Annotated in this window: 16 protein-coding genes and 1 riboswitch; of the genes, 14 read left to right on the top strand and 2 right to left on the bottom strand. The window is 45.9% G+C overall.

Features of this window, described 5'->3' with window-relative positions:
* The first annotated feature begins 275 nt into the window (after nt 1-275).
* The 7 genes from ACAN56_RS27755 to ACAN56_RS27725 all read left to right on the top strand — a co-directional run bounded on the left by ACAN56_RS27755 (nt 276) and on the right by ACAN56_RS27725 (nt 5,971).
* Complete coding sequence (locus ACAN56_RS27755; RefSeq protein ID WP_379146901.1) at nt 276-707, top strand: hypothetical protein; 432 nt, start codon at nt 276-278, stop codon at nt 705-707.
* A gap of 20 nt (nt 708-727) precedes the next feature.
* Nucleotides 728-1,705: a phosphotransferase enzyme family protein gene (locus tag ACAN56_RS27750; RefSeq protein WP_379146898.1), complete on the top strand. Its 978-nt coding sequence runs from the start codon at nt 728-730 to the stop codon at nt 1,703-1,705.
* Nucleotides 1,706-1,895: 190 nt separating this feature from the next.
* Nucleotides 1,896-2,405 carry an SMI1/KNR4 family protein gene (locus ACAN56_RS27745; RefSeq protein ID WP_379146896.1) on the top strand — a complete coding sequence of 170 codons (510 nt, stop codon included), beginning with the start codon at nt 1,896-1,898 and terminating at the stop codon, nt 2,403-2,405.
* Nucleotides 2,406-2,600: 195 nt separating this feature from the next.
* Nucleotides 2,601-3,293: a response regulator transcription factor gene (locus tag ACAN56_RS27740; RefSeq protein WP_379146894.1), complete on the top strand. Its 693-nt coding sequence runs from the start codon at nt 2,601-2,603 to the stop codon at nt 3,291-3,293.
* Between the two features lie 83 nt (nt 3,294-3,376).
* Nucleotides 3,377-4,300, top strand: a complete 924-nt coding sequence (locus ACAN56_RS27735; protein WP_379146890.1) for an ATP-binding cassette domain-containing protein — start codon at nt 3,377-3,379, stop codon at nt 4,298-4,300.
* Nucleotides 4,293-5,054 (top strand): ABC transporter permease, encoded by a 762-nt coding sequence (locus ACAN56_RS27730; protein WP_379146887.1) that lies wholly within the window; start codon nt 4,293-4,295, stop codon nt 5,052-5,054. The genes ACAN56_RS27735 and ACAN56_RS27730 overlap by 8 nt, the downstream gene beginning before the upstream one ends.
* A 20-nt stretch (nt 5,055-5,074) precedes the next feature.
* The gene (locus ACAN56_RS27725) at nt 5,075-5,971 is read left to right on the top strand and encodes a sensor histidine kinase (protein ID WP_379146885.1); all 897 of its coding nucleotides are present in this window, start codon (nt 5,075-5,077) and stop codon (nt 5,969-5,971) included.
* A gap of 134 nt (nt 5,972-6,105) precedes the next feature.
* On the opposite strand, the gene ACAN56_RS27720 is transcribed toward ACAN56_RS27725, so the two are convergent.
* Entirely contained in the window at nt 6,106-7,134 is a 1,029-nt protein-coding gene (locus ACAN56_RS27720) for a helix-turn-helix domain-containing protein (RefSeq protein ID WP_379146882.1), read from the bottom strand.
* Nucleotides 7,135-7,402: 268 nt separating this feature from the next.
* Between ACAN56_RS27720 and pnuC the strand changes: the two genes are divergently transcribed.
* The 6 genes from pnuC to ACAN56_RS27690 all read left to right on the top strand — a co-directional run bounded on the left by pnuC (nt 7,403) and on the right by ACAN56_RS27690 (nt 13,857).
* Nucleotides 7,403-8,080: a nicotinamide riboside transporter PnuC gene (pnuC, locus tag ACAN56_RS27715; RefSeq protein ID WP_379146879.1), complete on the top strand. Its 678-nt coding sequence runs from the start codon at nt 7,403-7,405 to the stop codon at nt 8,078-8,080.
* Nucleotides 8,077-9,087 (top strand): AAA family ATPase, encoded by a 1,011-nt coding sequence (locus ACAN56_RS27710; protein WP_038598071.1) that lies wholly within the window; start codon nt 8,077-8,079, stop codon nt 9,085-9,087. The genes pnuC and ACAN56_RS27710 overlap by 4 nt, the downstream gene beginning before the upstream one ends.
* A gap of 117 nt (nt 9,088-9,204) precedes the next feature.
* Nucleotides 9,205-9,285, top strand: a riboswitch (glycine riboswitch).
* 163 nt (nt 9,286-9,448) lie between these two features.
* Nucleotides 9,449-10,840, top strand: coding sequence for an amino acid permease (locus ACAN56_RS27705; RefSeq protein WP_038598069.1), 1,392 nt, complete (start codon nt 9,449-9,451; stop codon nt 10,838-10,840).
* A gap of 162 nt (nt 10,841-11,002) precedes the next feature.
* On the top strand, nt 11,003-11,419 hold the full coding sequence (locus ACAN56_RS27700) for a VOC family protein (RefSeq protein WP_379146877.1): 417 nt from the start codon (nt 11,003-11,005) through the stop codon (nt 11,417-11,419).
* A gap of 153 nt (nt 11,420-11,572) precedes the next feature.
* Complete coding sequence (locus ACAN56_RS27695) at nt 11,573-12,976, top strand: phytase (RefSeq protein WP_379146876.1); 1,404 nt, start codon at nt 11,573-11,575, stop codon at nt 12,974-12,976.
* Between the two features lie 209 nt (nt 12,977-13,185).
* Nucleotides 13,186-13,857 (top strand): YdeI/OmpD-associated family protein, encoded by a 672-nt coding sequence (locus ACAN56_RS27690; RefSeq protein WP_379146873.1) that lies wholly within the window; start codon nt 13,186-13,188, stop codon nt 13,855-13,857.
* 529 nt (nt 13,858-14,386) lie between these two features.
* Here the strand turns inward: ACAN56_RS27690 and ACAN56_RS27685 are convergent.
* On the bottom strand, nt 14,387-14,818 hold the full coding sequence (locus ACAN56_RS27685; RefSeq protein ID WP_076113772.1) for a MarR family winged helix-turn-helix transcriptional regulator: 432 nt from the start codon (nt 14,816-14,818) through the stop codon (nt 14,387-14,389).
* 180 nt (nt 14,819-14,998) lie between these two features.
* On the opposite strand from ACAN56_RS27685, the gene ACAN56_RS27680 reads away from it, so the two are divergent.
* Nucleotides 14,999-16,285, top strand: a complete 1,287-nt coding sequence (locus ACAN56_RS27680) for an amidohydrolase family protein (RefSeq protein WP_379146870.1) — start codon at nt 14,999-15,001, stop codon at nt 16,283-16,285.
* Nucleotides 16,286-16,287 lie beyond the last annotated feature (2 nt).

Raw genomic sequence — 16,287 nt, 5'->3', positions numbered from 1 at the left:
CTATTACCTATAAAAATAAAACGTAGAACTGCGAGAACGCAGGGATCGCTTGCCCATAAGAGGAGGTTGCTCCTCTGTTCGCAAGAATCCACCCCTTCAAGCGTCAGCTAAGTGGTGGAGATTCAACAAAAAGAGCTTGTGATTATCTTGCACACTCCGAATGGAAAGACTCTGTTAAGGATGAGAAGGAGATAATCAATGCTTTTCAAGCGGCAACAATCATACCTACAGCTCAGTTAATAGATTTCCAGACAAGATTCGGCGGATTAATCGTAATGGAACCGGAGGATGATATCGTCATACGCCACTTTAATTGTGCAGATACGTTGTATCAAGAGATATTTTCAATTGATGAGCAAGGCAGATATTATGAGGGATACGACTTGAAATGCAACAATTTTGAGACCCATATAGAGAGTTCAGCCATGCTGAATCAGGTCAACAAAGGGAAATGGCAGACCGTTTATAAATATGAGTTAGACGCATATAGAGACTACTATGAGATTGTGGATGAGAACAAGTATGGTGAATTAGTCAAACTACTGGGGCTAAAAAAGGTGGAAGATTTCCCTGAGGATATTATTAGTTGGGATACGAATGGAGAAATTCTTGTCTGGAAAAGGGCCGATTCCGTGGTTGTACTTAGTGAGAACGGAATTAAGCCCCGGGAACTAGAGGGAATAAAGGAGATTTTCCAAGAAGAGTAGGGTAATTAGGGGGATATTCTATGGATTATACGATGTGTTTTAAGGAAGTTTTACTGAAGTATTCTTTTATTAACCCTTTCGTGGAATTGATCCGTCATAACGAGAACATCACATACAAGGTCACAGAAAAGTATTCTGGAGACACTTACTTGTTGCGGATGCATAAACCCATTACAAAAAACATGCAGGGTGTACATAATACGCGTGAGGCTGTTCAATCGGAGTTGGAATATCTGTTAGCTTGGTCTTCTCATTCCGAATTACCTGTTCAAATCCCTGTTCCGAATTTAAACGGTGAACTGGTAACAACTGTTGTCATTGAACACGAAGAAGTGCACTGTTCGGTCTTAAAATGGATTTTTGGGGAAATCATGTCCAAGCAAGACTTGAACAGTGAGGGAACAGTGCGTACCTTTGGGACGCGTATTGCCTATTTGCATCAGTTTTCAATGCGCTATCAGCAGGGTTCAAGTTTTATTAGGCCCGAATATGAAATAGAGTGGACAAATACCATGCTGGCCAAATTGCGATCCGGTGAAGAATTGGGTATTATCGCTACCAAGGATTTTTATATTCTTGAAAATACAATTTCGTTGATCAATGATCGTATTAAAGTATTGAGCAAAACGATGGAGACATGGGGATTCATCCATGCAGACATCAACTATAGTAACTTAATCCTCACACCAAAGGGGATTTCGTTCATCGACTTTGGCTTGTCGGGCTCTGGATATTACGCGATGGATATCGCTATGGGTGCCCTTTTGACTGAAGGAGAATTGCGAAACGCTCTACTAGCCGGCTACACTACTATCATTTCCAGAAAAGTAGACACTGAGCAGCTAGAGGGTTTCATATTTTTGGCGATATTTGCCTACTACGCTTTTCTGGTAAGTAACCAAGATAAGCATATGTGGATACGTAAACAAATGCCGGATTTGATTGAGAATTATTGCAAACCCTTCCTAAACGGTGAAGCGGTTTTCTACAGTTTTTGATTCATTCGAAGCAATCCAATCTTAATTAAAGTGGTGATCTTAATGCAGAACGTTTATCAAGGAATAGACAACGTTTTGGAGAAAATGCAATCAGCTTTAGAGAAGACAAGGCAGCAAAACCCCGATTTTTACGCGAAGTATCCGATGCAGCTGCTAACCGATCAATCTATTTATTTACGGCGCCAAGGACTTGGTTGAAGGTCAATCGGGCTACAATTATAATCCCGTTACGGAAGAGGTCATTACCGATTGGCCGCGCGACTATCTCGTTATTGCGTCGGATGAAGGCGACCCGTATTGCCTGGATCTCTCCAGAGGAGATACCGTGATTTATACTGCAGGGCATGGAGAGGGTTCTTGGGATTTCTCTGTTGCTTATGATAATCTTATCGAATTTCTTCGCAGCGTCTTACTTCCTAGGGGTATCGGGGAGGAATGGGAGATGGGCGAAGACGGGCAGTTGGATTACTACAAAGTGTTCATTACAGGCCCTGGCACCGACAAAATAAAAACATTGGTGTTTATCAAAAAGGCATTCTCCTGCGATTATGCGCTGGCGAAAACTTATCTGGAGGCGGTACCTCTACTGGTGTATAAGGGCATTGATCGGGTTGCGGCTAAAATAGAGGACCAATTAAAAGCCATCGGTGCGGATTATGAATTACAGCAAATCAGTGTGGAGGAATTTTTGAAGCAATAGATTTATGAGGTGGGCAGATTGGAGCGGAATTTCCACGTGGAACATTTGGAAAGCATAAAAAACCACCGGATTTCAGCGAACACCGAAAAGGCCGCATCAGGAAGGCTATTCTGGAAATAGAGGTAAAAATCGTCTATCATATAGGCTATAGAACATCTAAATGACAGCTGATTAAGGATAATACAAGGAGAAAAGATGGATAATTCAATAAATATTCTCGTGGCCGAGGACGACAATGACATCAGCCGGCTGCTGTGCAGCATTATTCGAAAAAGCGGTTATGTGCCACAGCCTGCCTTTTCCGGAACGGAGGCGCTGCTCTATCTGGAGCAACGGGAATGGAGCATGGTATTGCTAGATTTGATGCTGCCGGGAATGACGGGCGAGGAGCTGCTCAAATGGATCCGCTTGCGGGGAGGCGTGCCAGTCATTATCATTTCGGCCAAGGGTGAGCAGCAGACCAAAGTGTCAGCGCTACGCGGGGGTGCGGATGATTTCATTACGAAACCTTTCGATATCGAGGAAGTCTCGGCGCGAATTGATTCCCATCTGCGCCGGTTTGCGCAGATTGCTCCGCCGGCTGTGCTGAGCGTGCTGCAGCATAAGGGACTTGTGCTCGATCACGATTCCAAAACGGTGACGGCAGAGGGGATAGAGGTTGCGCTGACCGCCCGGGAGTATGAGATTCTCACATTGCTTCTATCGGCACCGAAAAAGGTATTCACGAAAGCAAATCTATACGAAAGCGTATGGGATGAGCCATATTACGGAGACGACAATACGGTCAACGTCCATATGAGCAATTTGCGGAGCAAGCTTGCGAAGGCTGCGCCCGGCGGCGAATTTATCGAGACGGTATGGGGCATGGGCTATCGGCTAAAGCCTTAAGACATTCTTAAGGATTGGCTTTAGCTCCTCTTAAGTTTTCGTTTCTATACTTGGTCTATCACATAAGGGAGGCCAAGACTACAATGAGTGAATATGTATTGCAGACGAATCAATTGTCTAAGAAGTTCAAAGGCAGCGTAGCGCTGGATAAAGTGAATTTATCTATCCGCAAAGGCTCCATATATGGCTTTATCGGGCAGAACGGGGCCGGAAAATCGACGCTGATGCGCATCGTTACCGGACTAGCTTTTCCGTCCGACGGAAGTATCGCGCTGTTTGGCGCGGGCGACGAGCGGGCGTTGACCCAGGCCCGTAAGCGGATGGGTCTGATTATCGAGAGCCCTTCGTTGTTCCCCCACATGACCGCCGCCGAGAATCTGGAAGTGAACCGGCTCCTCCGGGGCATCCCCGGCAAAGACTGCGTCCCAAGGATGCTGGAATTGGTCAGACTGCAGGGAACAGGCAAGAAGAAAGTGAAGAATTTCTCGCTTGGCATGAAGCAGCGGCTGGGTCTGGCAATCGCCATGCTAAGCGATCCGGAATTTCTAATTCTGGACGAGCCGACCAATGGGCTCGATCCGATGAGCGTCATCGAAATGCGCGAGCTGCTCAAGCAGCTTAACCACGAACGAGGGATAACGATTCTGATCTCCAGCCACATTCTGAGCGAACTGCATTTGCTGGCAAGCCATTACGGCATCATTCATAACGGCAAGTTGCTGGAGCAGCTCACTGCTCAGGAATTGAATGATAAATGCCAGCAATACGTGTTTATTAAAGCGGATGATCCGGACAAGGCGGCAACGGTTATTCAAAACGAACTCCGCACGAATGATTTCGAAGTGATGCCCGATGGCGCGATTAAGCTGTTTGGCAATATCGAGCAGCCAGGTAAAGTATCTTCGACGCTATTCTCCGCAGGTCTGGAAATTGAGCAGTTTATGCCGATGGGCGAAGACCTGGAGAGCTATTTCATGAAGCGGATCGGGGGTGCCGGGCATGTATAATCTGATTAGATCCGAGCTGTTCAAGCTGCGTAAGGACAGGTCGTTCCGCGTGCTGCTGCTAATAACCGCCATTCTTTCATTGGCCTATCCACTGCTCTACTATTTTGACCATAAGTCGAGTGGAGAGCCGCAGTTCACAGGAGCCGAATTTCTGATTCAGTTTATTGCAAGCAATGCCTATCTGATCAAATTCGGCGTAGCAGCGCTGGCCGGATTCTTCATCGCCAATGAATATGCGACGGGTGTCATGAAGACGATCGCATCGTCGGGCAACGATAGAGGGCGGCTGTTCGCCGCCAAACTGATCGGTTTCTCGGTCGGAGCCATGGCTATCTCTCTGGTATTCCCGATCGTAAGCACGACCGAAGTTTCACTGCTTTCAGGTTTCGGCCATTTGCCGGAGGGGTTTGACGCTTCCTTCATACCGCGGGCCCTTGGACTGACACTGCTGTACACTGCAGGCTATGCGGCGATCGGGGCGCTGTTCACTGCCGTGTTCACCGAAAGCGGCAAGACGATCGGCTTCTCGATGATTTTCTTCCTAATGATTGATACGATTTTGGGGGGCTTGGGTGAGTACATCCCTTTCTTTACTACAGTGTATGATTATTCTATCTTCAAGCTGATGAACGATATCGGCAAGCCCAGTATTGCCAGCGGCGATCTGCCAGCGCTCCTGCTCGTGCCAGTGCTGACGATTGTCGTATCCGCGCTACTCGGTATTCTCGTGTTCCGCAGAAAAGAAATTAAATAATAATGAGAGGGGCGGGAGAGTTGCTTATCATAACGCTCATATCGGTTACGGTGGCGGCTCTCCTGCTTACCCATCTGCTGCTGATGAGGCGGGAGCTGGGGCGGATGACAGAGCAGCTGCGCCGCTATAATGAACGGACAACCGGCAAAAAAATAGACGTGACTCTATTCGACCAGAGGCTCGAAACGCTTGCAGGTCAAATTAATCGCCAGTCCGATCTCGTAGTCGACGCGGAGGCCCGCAGAAGACGAACCGAGAATGAGCTGCGGCAGGCGATTGCGAACATTTCCCATGATATCCGTACTCCGCTCACCTCCATATTTGGCTATATTCAACTGCTGGAAGCAGAGCCTATTACGCCTGAGGAGAAGCACGAATACCTCACCATTGTTAAAAATCGCACGAGACGGCTGCAAGCACTATTAAACGATTTCTTCGAGTTATCCCTAATCGAATCTTCCGATTATCAGCTTAAGACTGAGCGGATCGGAATGACTGTCCTCCTGTCAGACATCCTGGTCGGTTTCTATGACCGGTTTAACGAACGGGACATTACGCCGGACATTCGGATGCCAGAGGGAGAGGTAGCCGTATATGCCGACGAATCAGCCGTGCGGAGGGTCGTTGAGAATTTGCTTACCAATACTATCAAGCATGCGACCGGTCATGTGAAAATCCGCTTCCAGCAACAGCCGGAGATTGCCGAGTTTACGATCATTAACGAAGCGAAGGAATTATCCGATATTGATGTGAGGCTGCTATTTGACCGCTTCTACACGGTCGACCGCACCCGATCCGGCCAAGGATCGGGACTTGGTCTTTCTATCGCCAAAAGTCTAATGGACAAGATGAACGGAACGCTGACCGCGGAGCTGCACGGGGGCAACTTAAAGATGACCTGCCGCTGGAAGCTGTGATCACGGGCACCGAATTAGCCAATCAATGGAGCCAGCTCCATTGATTGGCTTTTCGTGAACAGAATTGAAATCCACCCCATAATATAGCAGGGGAAGCGGTGTAATTGATGGGCTAGTCGTTTAAGCCGCTTTACTTACAGTTTCTTGAAATATTCTATTTCTCTTGCATAAAAATCAACTGCCTTACCCTCTGTGATTTCCCAATTACTTTCCAATTGTTCGATGATTTCTTGAAGCTTCTCAATAGCTTTATCATATTCTCCTTGAATCTCATATATATGTGAAATTGCTATCAATGCATCTATATATTTGGGATTGGGTTGTAGTTCGTATCCTTTGGTGTAATATTCGATGGCTTCGTCGTATTTGCACAGTTTCGCCATGCAGTCTCCCCTAAAGGACCACGTACGCCATTCATCAGGATACAGATCCGTCATCTGCTCCCAAAGAACTAATGCCTGAGAAAGGTTGCCTTCTTCCTTGCAGATCAGTCCTCCATATAATTGATATAAATAACCTGGATGGATTTTGTTCAATCCTTCTAGAGTTTCTTTAGCTTCAGCGCATCTGCCATCTGCAAGTAAGTGGTTCATAAGCCATACATAAGCCTGCCAGTAATCTGGATGATTTGGCACGAAATTTTTATAATACTCTATAAGTTTATGGTGATTTGAATAGTTCCAGTCAAAAATGACTCCATTCTCCGCATCCCGCAAAGCATTATGATTACTTTTTTTATGTGGATCTAATAACAGGGCCTCCTTGGCAAAATGGGAAGCTAATTCACGGTGCTCCTCTGAACGATGAATGTGTAACTGAGCCAGCAATGTGAGACATGGGGCCTTTTTTTCGTCATTAGTTAGCCTTTCTTTGAGAAATTGTTCAGCATAATTAAAATCATCTTTGGAAATAAAATGTTCGGTACTAATCATATTTTCAATACGCTCTAGATGTGTGTCATCAGTTAATGCGAATAGCTCATCAATTGTAACCCCTAAAATCACAGATAACTCAGGGAGAATTTGAATATCTGGCATGGTTACGTTGTTTTCCCACTTGGATATGGCTTGGGATGACATATTCAGTTTTGTTGCTAGTTCTTCCTGAGTCATTCCTTTTTGTAAACGTAGGGTTTTGATTTTTTTTCCGATCTCAATATTCATTTGAATACCCTCCAATTTTTATCAGTTCGACTAGTCCCTTGAATTATAACTTGTGGTTTAAAATCTCCTCAATGACCGCGTGGTTAAACGAATTAACTTATCAGTTACATTAGCAGCCACAAGGCACGAAGCCTCCCTTTTGAACATTCGATTCATCAAGTGTACATTTTTGCTTTCAATGATATTAACAATATGTTATTATCAAGTTGAAAGTAAGAGAGAACTAACTTTATGGTGCACAAATCGGATGAAAGCAGAGGGGATGCAAGTGAATAAATCATGGGGCGGTTGGAACCTGTTTGAATTGACCTGGCTGGTTTTGTTTACCTCAATTGCTGTTGGGTTTACGGTGCTTTCTAAGGATTCTTTATTCGGATTTACGGTCTTTATCACCGGGGTGCTGTGCGTGGTGCTCGCGGCGAAGGGAAATCTGATGAGTTATGTGTTTGGGATGTACAATACCATTGGTTATGCGTACTTGGCTTACGTCAACGGTTTGTTTGGAGAGGTTATGCTAAATCTGCTTTTCTTTGTTCCTATGAATGTGGTCGGCTTCTACATGTGGAAAAATAACCGGACTGACGGCAAGCTGTCCATGCGTCAGTTAGAGCTCAAGCGTCTGCTCCTTGTGGGGGCGGTCTGCGTATTAGGCAGCCTGCTGCTGGGCCTGGGTCTATCGTTCATACCGGGGCAGAATTCGCCTTATATTGATGCCATTACGACGGTGTTATCCGTTGTCGCCACTCTATTAATGGTTCGAAGATTCAAGGAACAATGGCTGGTCTATATTGTCCTCAATATGTTCACGGTGCTGCTGTGGGTGATTCGAATGCTGGAGGGAAGCGGTGAAGGCCTGCTGATGATCGTCATGTGGAGCGCGTATCTGGTTAACGCTGTATACGGCTACTACAATTGGAACAAGGGCGCTAGGGAGGTATCAGCATGAAGAGACTTGGCTTGACGCTCGGGAAGTTTGCCCCGCTGCATAAAGGGCATCAGTTCATGTTCGAGACGGCGCTGCAAGAGGTCGACGAACTAATTGTAGTGATCTATGAGACGACGGTGACCCCGATCCCGCTGCATATCCGGGCCAACTGGATTCGCAAGCTCTACCCGGCGGTGCGGCTGATTGAAGCCTGGGACGGTCCCGACGGGTATTCGAACGACCGGGAGCATGAGATAAGGGAGGAGCAATATATTCTGGAGTTACTGAAAGGCGAGCAAGTGACGCATTTCTACTCCAGCGAGTTTTACGGAGAGCACATGAGCATCGCTTTGGGCGCAGTAGACCGGCGGGTGGATGAAGCCCGCGGGCAGGTACCGGTTTCAGCTACTATGGTCCGTTCGGATCCTTACAAGTACCGGGAATATGTGAGCGATAGCGTATATCGGGATTTAATAACAAAAGTGGTTTTTGTGGGAGCGATGTCTACCGGCAAATCCACGATCACCGAAGCGTTGGCCCGGCGGTATCGCACAACCTATGCGAGCGAATACGGGCGCGATTATTGGACGGAGCATCAGGTGGACCGCCGAATTGGCTTGGAGGCGTTCGATGAAATTGCTGTCGGCCATATGGAGCGGGAAGAGCGGGCTTTACTGCAAGCGGATAAATATCTTTTTGTCGATACCAATGCGATCACCACTTATATGTTTGCCCTGGATTACCACGGCCGGGCCCCTGAACGCTTAACCCGGATCGCCCTGGAAAATGCACAGCGGTACGACCTTTTTTTCCTGTGCGACGACGATATTCCTTACGAGGATACATGGGACCGCAGCGGGAATCAGAAGCGGCATATTTTCCATAAGCAAATTATTGCAGATTTGAAGGAGCGGCGGATTCCCTATATCACACTTCGGGGAAGCCTGGAGGAACGAATGGGCAAGGTAGACGAAGTGCTGGCAACGTTCAAGCCCTATCATAATTATTTTGGCGAAGCACGGTGGTAACTAATGTTATTGACAAAACTTTTGACTATGATTAGTATTGAAAAATATTTAAAAGAAGTTATGATCCTATAATCAAATAATTTCTAAGCTATGAATGCTATGGATCACACTATAGCAGGAGCAGCTTCTGGAGAGACCGTGGGGATTCCCCGGCGCCGAAGGGTTCACAATCTCAGGCAAAAGGACAGAAGAGTACTGGATAATTCATTTGTTATTCTGATAAGCGTCAGAATAATGAATGTATTTTATTTAATATTCTTATGACCGTGAGATTGGAGCGCATCCAGTCTCTTTTTTTATTGTCATTTTTACTTGTTCATCATTTCACAAAGAATTATTAGATGTAGAGGGGGAGTTTCACATGGCACCACAAGAACTAAAGAGAGATTTAGAGAACCGGCATGTTCAGCTCATTGCAATTGGGGGGACCATCGGGACCGGATTGTTTTTAGGATCAGGTAAAGCTATACAACTCGCAGGACCATCCATCATCTTTGCTTATTTAATCGTGGGTATTGCCGTGTTTTTTGTTATGAGGGCCTTGGGAGAACTCCTGTTGTCAAAAGCCGGTTATCAATCTTTTACAGACATCGCTGAAGATTATCTTGGACCGCGGGCAGCATTTGTAACCGGATGGACCTATTGGTTTTGTTGGATCATGACGGCTATGGCGGATATTATAGCTGTTGGCGTATATGTACAATATTGGTTTGATATCCCGCAATGGATCCCTGCCGTCATTTGTTTGATCATTTTATTAGGACTCAATTTATTAACTGTAAAAAGTTTTGGCGAATTGGAGTTTTGGTTTGCATTAATCAAGGTAGTGACTATTCTGGCGTTGATTGTTATCGGGGCAATCCTGCTGGTGATTGGATTCAAAACAGCTAACGGAACGGTTACTGTCAGTAATATTTGGTCACATGGGGGGATATTCCCGAACGGGGTTTCAGGGTTCCTACTTTCCTTCCAAATGGTTGTGTTTGCCTTTGTCGGTGTAGAATTGGTGGGGGTATCGGCAGCCGAAACATCCAATCCAGAAAAAACCATCCCGTCGGCTATTAATAAAATCCCTTTAAGAATTCTATTTTTCTACGTGGGTGCCATTATCGCCTTGTTATGCATCAACGCATGGACGGAACTAAATCCGGCAGAAAGTCCTTTTGTTAAAACGTTTAGTTTGGTGGGGATACCGATTGCTGCTGGAATTATTAACTTTGTCGTATTAACTTCAGCCGCGTCTGCCTGTAACAGCGGAATGTTCTCAACAAGCCGGATTCTATATAATTTGAGCAGGAATGACCAGGCTCCAGCCAATTTTGCAAAGCTGAATAGAAATCATGTCCCAAGCAATGCTCTATTCATCTCCACGCTTGTGTTATCCGTGGGAGCTCTTTTGAGTAAGCTGATTCCGGAGACTGCTTTTGGAATCGTGACAACCATCAGTGCCATTTGTTTCATCTGGGTTTGGGGTATCGTTCTGATCTGCCATTTGCGGTATAAGAAAACAAAGCCGGAATTGCAGGCGAAGTCAAAATTCAAAGCCCCGTTCACCCCATTTATTAATTATGTAGTCTTAGCGTTGTTTGCAATCATACTCATTATTATGCTGTTTGCTGAAGAAACACGTCCGGCCTTATTATTGACGCCGTTATGGTTTATTTTATTATTTGTTTTGTATTCGACGAATCGGAGAAAGCGGGAAAGAAGCAGCAAAATAATCAGTACAGAATCACATCCCATGGATGCCTGACCCGATCATTCTTTTAATAGACAAAGGGGATTGCCTCAGGCCTTAGTTATTTTTTAGGCAAAAAAAATTGAAATTCTTCAATATCACCTTTCAAGTAGCAACTCCGGCAGTTATTCTTATAAATGAAAATGGACATAATTTTATTTATAAGGAGGAATAACTATGGCGGGGCAAATATGGATCAATCTACCAGTTAAAGATATCAACAAATCAAAAGATTTTTTCACGGAGATTGGATTTTCTTTGAATCAAGGACATGGAAGTGCTGATGATAAAGCTAGTCTAGTCATCGGAGACAAGAATGTTATTGTGATGCTTTTTACAGAATCCACGTTCGAAAGATTTACAGGAAATAATATTGCAGATACAACGAAAGGCACTGAAGTATTGTTTACAATTGGTGCAGATAGCAAGGAAGAAGTGGATGAAATGGTAACGAAGGTGGGAAAGGCTGGCGGTAGCATTTACGGCAAACCCCATGACCAGGGCTGGATGTATGGTGCAGGTTTTGCTGATTTGGATGGTCATCGCTGGAATGTGCTGTATATGGATATGAGCAAATTCCCTGCTGAGAAATAATAGTGGCAGTCTGGAACTATGAGATGCATTCAAATACTATCTTGAATTTACATTGTAAATTTAACAAAGGCCTAGTTGTCTGTTAATACTTCTTTTACACTCATCTTCTATAGTTAAGCAATTACTAACAATAGAGGGGAACATTGAACATCAATGAAAACATGGGAAACTGTACTATCTACGCTGCTCCTTGCAGGCGCTCTACTTCCTGCCGCAACAACTAACGCAGCATCCGCCTCAGACCTAAAAGGATATGAACCTCTGCGCAAGCACATGGATGGGATCGGAGCAACTATCACTTGGGATAGTGACGATAAGTCGGCACTGGTCAAGCTGAAGAACGGATTCGCAGGCACGTTCACGGCAGGCGATAAGGAATATCGTCTAGCGGGTAAAGCAGGCGAGCTTCCAGCGGAGGTCAAATTAGTCGATGGCACGATGTACATTCCTTCCAAGCTGCTTCAAGCTATTCTGGCGGAAAATGCAAAGTTTATCAATTCCGCTGATATCATCACTCCTTATTCCGTAACCGCCCAGGTAGAGACGGCAGCCGTTGAAGATGGTGAGGATGCAGCCGATGACCCGGCCATTTGGCTCGATTCTGCGAACCCGGCGAATTCCAAAATCATTGCCACGAACAAAGGCGGAGGCGTTCTCGTCTATGATTTGAACGGCAAAGAGCTTCAAAATTATAAAGTAGGAAAAATGAATAATATTGATATACGTTATGATTTTCAGCTTGGCGATAAAAAAGTAGATATTGTTGGCGCGACGAACCGTTCTACGAACACGGTTGATATTTTTGCCATGGACGGGGCAACCGGAAAGTTGACTGACATCGTAGCAGAGCCCATTAAAGCGAAGATGGAAGAGGTATACGGATTCAGCCTCTACCATAGCCTGAAATCGGATAAGTATTACGCTCTGGTTCTGGGTAAAGAAGGCGAATTTGAGCAATATGAGCTGGCTGACAACGGGAAGGGGAAAGTTTCAGGTAAGCTCGTTCGCGAGTTTAAGCTGGCTACGCAATCAGAAGGAATGGTAGCCGATGATGAGTATGGCATGATGTATATAGCGGAAGAGGATTACGCGATATACAAATATAATGCGGAGCCGGACAGCGGCACAAAACCTCTATCCACTGTCGATATTGCGGACGGACGCCGATTACAGGATGATATTGAAGGGTTGACACTCTATTATGGTGCTGACGGCAAAGGTTACTTAATCGCCTCCAGCCAAGGCAGTGACAGCTACGCGATATATGACCGTGAAGGCAATAACGCTTACCTTATTAGCTTCAATATCGCCGATGGCGCATTGACCGATGGCACCTCAGTAACTGATGGTATTGATGTACTCGGGTTCGGACTGGGCGAACAGTTCCCTTATGGCATTTTCATCGCACAGGATGATTCCAACATTAACAATGGCAAAGAGCTTAATCAAAACTTTAAAGTGGTAGCCTGGGATCAAATTGCTAAAGGTGCAAAGACTCCGCTTCTGATGGACAACAAAGTGGATCCTCGTAAACTTGTGGACCGCAGCGCGAAGTAATATTGGTTAACAGCTAACGTGCAAGTTTTAAAGCAAAGAACATTTTCTCACAAGTAGCCTCCTACCCCACTTTTCAGGGGTCTTGGGGGCTGTTTGATTTATTCAGCAAGGAAGTCATTTCCTTATGGAGCTACAAAAGCTGCCCGGCTTGCAAAAAGACAACGGTTATGCAACGCTAAATAAAGACAACATTTAACGGGGGTCCGTACATGGCTAAAACAATTGTAGAAAAGTTAAATATGCACAAATTCAATAAGGTTGCTGTATTGTACAGACCAGAGCATGACGACAGTTTAGCGGGATTAGCAGAGCATGACACTGAATTAACAGCCAGCAGTTATGATCTGATTTTTGCTTATGTGCTCAATATGGAATCGCTACAGGAGCTCGTCCACAAAGTGATTGATCACAACTATTTAAATAAAGGCGGCTATTTGTTCGCCGCTTATCCCAAAAAAGGGAATAAGGTTTATTCGGCCTACATTCACAGAGACAGTCTTTTTGAAGGGGTAGGAGCCGATGAGGACGGTTATATTGGAACGAGCAACCTGAAGTTTGCACGTATGGTGGGCTTAAATGAGGTGTTTACCGTTGTCGGATTCAAAGAGGAGGCGCGGAAGAACAAGGATGCATCTTCAAAGCCAAGTCAACGTGTGGACGATTACACCTCTATGATCCCTGCTGTGGAGCAAGATCTGACGGATAGTGCGGAGATACTGGCTTTTTACCAATCCCTTACACCCGGCTACCGAAAGGATTGGGCCCGTTATATATACAGCGCTGTACAAGAGGAGACTAGAGAAAAACGGCGGGCAGAAATGAAGAAGATTCTGGGTGAAGGGTATAAAAGCATCGATATTTATCGAAGAGACAGGCCGTAAATAGAACTTTCATCCGTGCGGACATAATAGAAGAAAAGCCACTTCGCATAAAGAGTGGCTTCTCTTCTTCATATACTGATATTGCTAGCTCATGCGTGTTACAACAGAGGTTCTTCCTTGCTGACTACGTTTGCTTTTTTTTCAATCATGATCTTCTTTTTCGTGGGCATAAATAATGTGATAAAAAACGCGGCAATGGATAGAATCATCATGAAGTAATAGGCGTCACTTGCCCCTAAAATTGATGTAAGGGATTTAAGGAGCTCAGCAGTAGTAGAAGGATTGTGCTGGATCACTGTAGCTGCATGGCTTGTAGCCTGCACTGTAAATCGTAATCACGACAGCCGTACCAATCGCCCCGGCAATTTGGCGGACGGTATTATTTACTGCTGTACCATGTGTGCCGAGTTGCTTGGGCAGCGCAAATTACCTTGATGCATAGAAGAAGGTTTTTGTAACCGGTTAGGTCCGCGTATAGCAAGAAGGTTCAGCTCAATAAAAAACCACTCACAGGAGTGGCGTTGTCTTGCTATAAAGTCTCTTTCACTTTGATTAATAACTTCAAGAAGGCTGCGCTTTCTTCTTCGGTAAGGCCCTGGGTAACACATCGTTCTACTTCCATGAATATATCGTGGAATTCCTCGACGAGGTCGGCCCCTTTTTGCAATAAATATATTTTTTTCTGCCGTTCATTATCTTCCGGAATCACCCGCTTGATATACCCTTTTTTCTCCAACCCCTGAAGCATGCTGGTGATGGTGGCTCCCTTACGGTTGAAACGCTCGGCCAAATCCTTCTGGATCACACCTTTGTCCTGATGCTCAAAAATATAGCCCATCATCTGCCCTTGCTGCGCATTCAGTCCCAGTTCCGATAATCTGACATTGGCCATACCTCTGATTTTCAATCCAATCTCCCGGATTAAATCGGAGTAGGGGGTAAGCAAAGCTTGCTTCGTCATCCTGTGCCTGACTCCCTCGCTATAGTTTGAATTCTAATTATAAGAACATCTTAATTTTCGGTCCCTAAATTGTCAAATTCAAATGGTTAGACTTCATTTAATTTTAAGATTGACAGTTAGAAATCTAACTGTTATATTTCAATCAATAACAAACGCTATTCCATTATAGGAGGTATCACAATGATTACAGCAATCACCAATGCGCGCATATTTGACGGCGAGAACGTGATCAGAGCCACGACGGTCCTGATTGAAGGCGAACGGATCCTATCGGTAGGCGGGGAAATACCGGCACATGCGATCACCATTGATGCGAAAGGAGGGACTTTACTGCCGGGTCTGATCGATGCCCACGTTCACACTTCCGTTGAGGGCCTGCGTGACGCACTGAAATTCGGTGTGACGACTGAACTGGAAATGATGGGCGGGTTTACGAAAAACGGCCGCGAGGCACAGCTCCAGGGGATTGAGGATATTGCCGACGTGCGGTCTGCCGGAATGGGGGTCACACCTCCTGGAGGGCATCCCGATGAACTTATGCCTGGGGATGGGGAAATCCCGGATTTTGTACTGAAGGAATTGGAGAAAATGAGCGAGGAAGATCGCAACGCTATGCTGGCTGCTCATGCCCATGATCACGATCACGGAGAAGCGGCTGCGGTATCGAACAGGGATGAGGCGCTGGTATTTGTGGGCGAACAAGTCAGGGAGGGAGCCGACTATATTAAGATTATGATTGAGGAAGGGACGGTACTGGCCGCCCCCGGCTTGCCTGTCTTAAGCCAAGATATTCTAAGTGCAGCCGTAGGGGAAGCGCACCGGTACGGCAAGATTGCAATTGCCCATGTATTGACTGCAGACTCCTCCCGGCAAGCCATCGAAGTTGGGGTGGATGGTTTGGCCCATTTATTCATCGACCGCCCGGACAATACTTCGGATCTGGTGAGAATGATCGCAGAGTCCGGTGCTTTCGTTACACCGTGTCTGGTCTTGAACTCTTCCATTATCGGTAACTCCGCAGCGGAATTGACCAAGGATCACCGTGTGAGTTCCAGGCTTAGTCCGGAATGGTTGGATACGCTGAATGCCAGCTTCCATACCTACCCGCAAGGCAGCATGGAAGACAACTACCGGAATGTGATGGATCTTCATCATGCAGGTGTAGACATCCTGGTGGGTACGGATGTCTCCGTGCCGGTTCCATCGCTTGGCGGGCTTGCCCATGGGGCCAGTGTACACCATGAAATGCAGCTATTGGTGGAAGCGGGATTCACGCCCGTAGAAGCTCTTCAGTCCGCTACTTCAAAAACAGCCCGCCGGTTCGGCCTGAACGACCGCGGGCGTATCATTCAGGGGGCAAGAGCAGACTTGGTCTTGGTCGACGGCGACCCGACCACGACTATTTCCGATACGTTATCCATCCGTGGAATATGGCTGCGCGGCATTCAGAAAGTAGAAGAAGTGTGAAA

It is taken from the genome of Paenibacillus paludis (genome assembly GCF_042610515.1).
GTDB lineage: Bacteria > Bacillota > Bacilli > Paenibacillales > Paenibacillaceae > Paenibacillus_AQ.
Note: the sequence above shows the minus strand (reverse complement) of the source record. Positions and strands in the feature narration are given on the sequence as shown.

Excerpts from the sequence above, each read along its gene's own strand:
- ACAN56_RS27730 (WP_379146887.1), top strand. The coding sequence starts at position 4,293 with ATGTATAATCTGATTAGATCCGAGCTGTTCAAGCTGCGTAAGGACAGG.
- ACAN56_RS27740 (WP_379146894.1), top strand. The coding sequence starts at position 2,601 with ATGGATAATTCAATAAATATTCTCGTGGCCGAGGACGACAATGACATC.
- ACAN56_RS27705 (WP_038598069.1), top strand. The coding sequence starts at position 9,449 with ATGGCACCACAAGAACTAAAGAGAGATTTAGAGAACCGGCATGTTCAG.
- ACAN56_RS27685 (WP_076113772.1), bottom strand. The coding sequence starts at position 14,818 with ATGACGAAGCAAGCTTTGCTTACCCCCTACTCCGATTTAATCCGGGAG.
- ACAN56_RS27695 (WP_379146876.1), top strand. The coding sequence starts at position 11,573 with ATGAAAACATGGGAAACTGTACTATCTACGCTGCTCCTTGCAGGCGCT.
- ACAN56_RS27680 (WP_379146870.1), top strand. The coding sequence starts at position 14,999 with ATGATTACAGCAATCACCAATGCGCGCATATTTGACGGCGAGAACGTG.
- ACAN56_RS27735 (WP_379146890.1), top strand. The coding sequence starts at position 3,377 with ATGAGTGAATATGTATTGCAGACGAATCAATTGTCTAAGAAGTTCAAA.
- ACAN56_RS27720 (WP_379146882.1), bottom strand. The coding sequence starts at position 7,134 with ATGAATATTGAGATCGGAAAAAAAATCAAAACCCTACGTTTACAAAAA.
- ACAN56_RS27700 (WP_379146877.1), top strand. The coding sequence starts at position 11,003 with ATGGCGGGGCAAATATGGATCAATCTACCAGTTAAAGATATCAACAAA.
- ACAN56_RS27750 (WP_379146898.1), top strand. The coding sequence starts at position 728 with ATGGATTATACGATGTGTTTTAAGGAAGTTTTACTGAAGTATTCTTTT.
- ACAN56_RS27690 (WP_379146873.1), top strand. The coding sequence starts at position 13,186 with ATGGCTAAAACAATTGTAGAAAAGTTAAATATGCACAAATTCAATAAG.
- ACAN56_RS27755 (WP_379146901.1), top strand. The coding sequence starts at position 276 with ATGGAACCGGAGGATGATATCGTCATACGCCACTTTAATTGTGCAGAT.
- ACAN56_RS27710 (WP_038598071.1), top strand. The coding sequence starts at position 8,077 with ATGAAGAGACTTGGCTTGACGCTCGGGAAGTTTGCCCCGCTGCATAAA.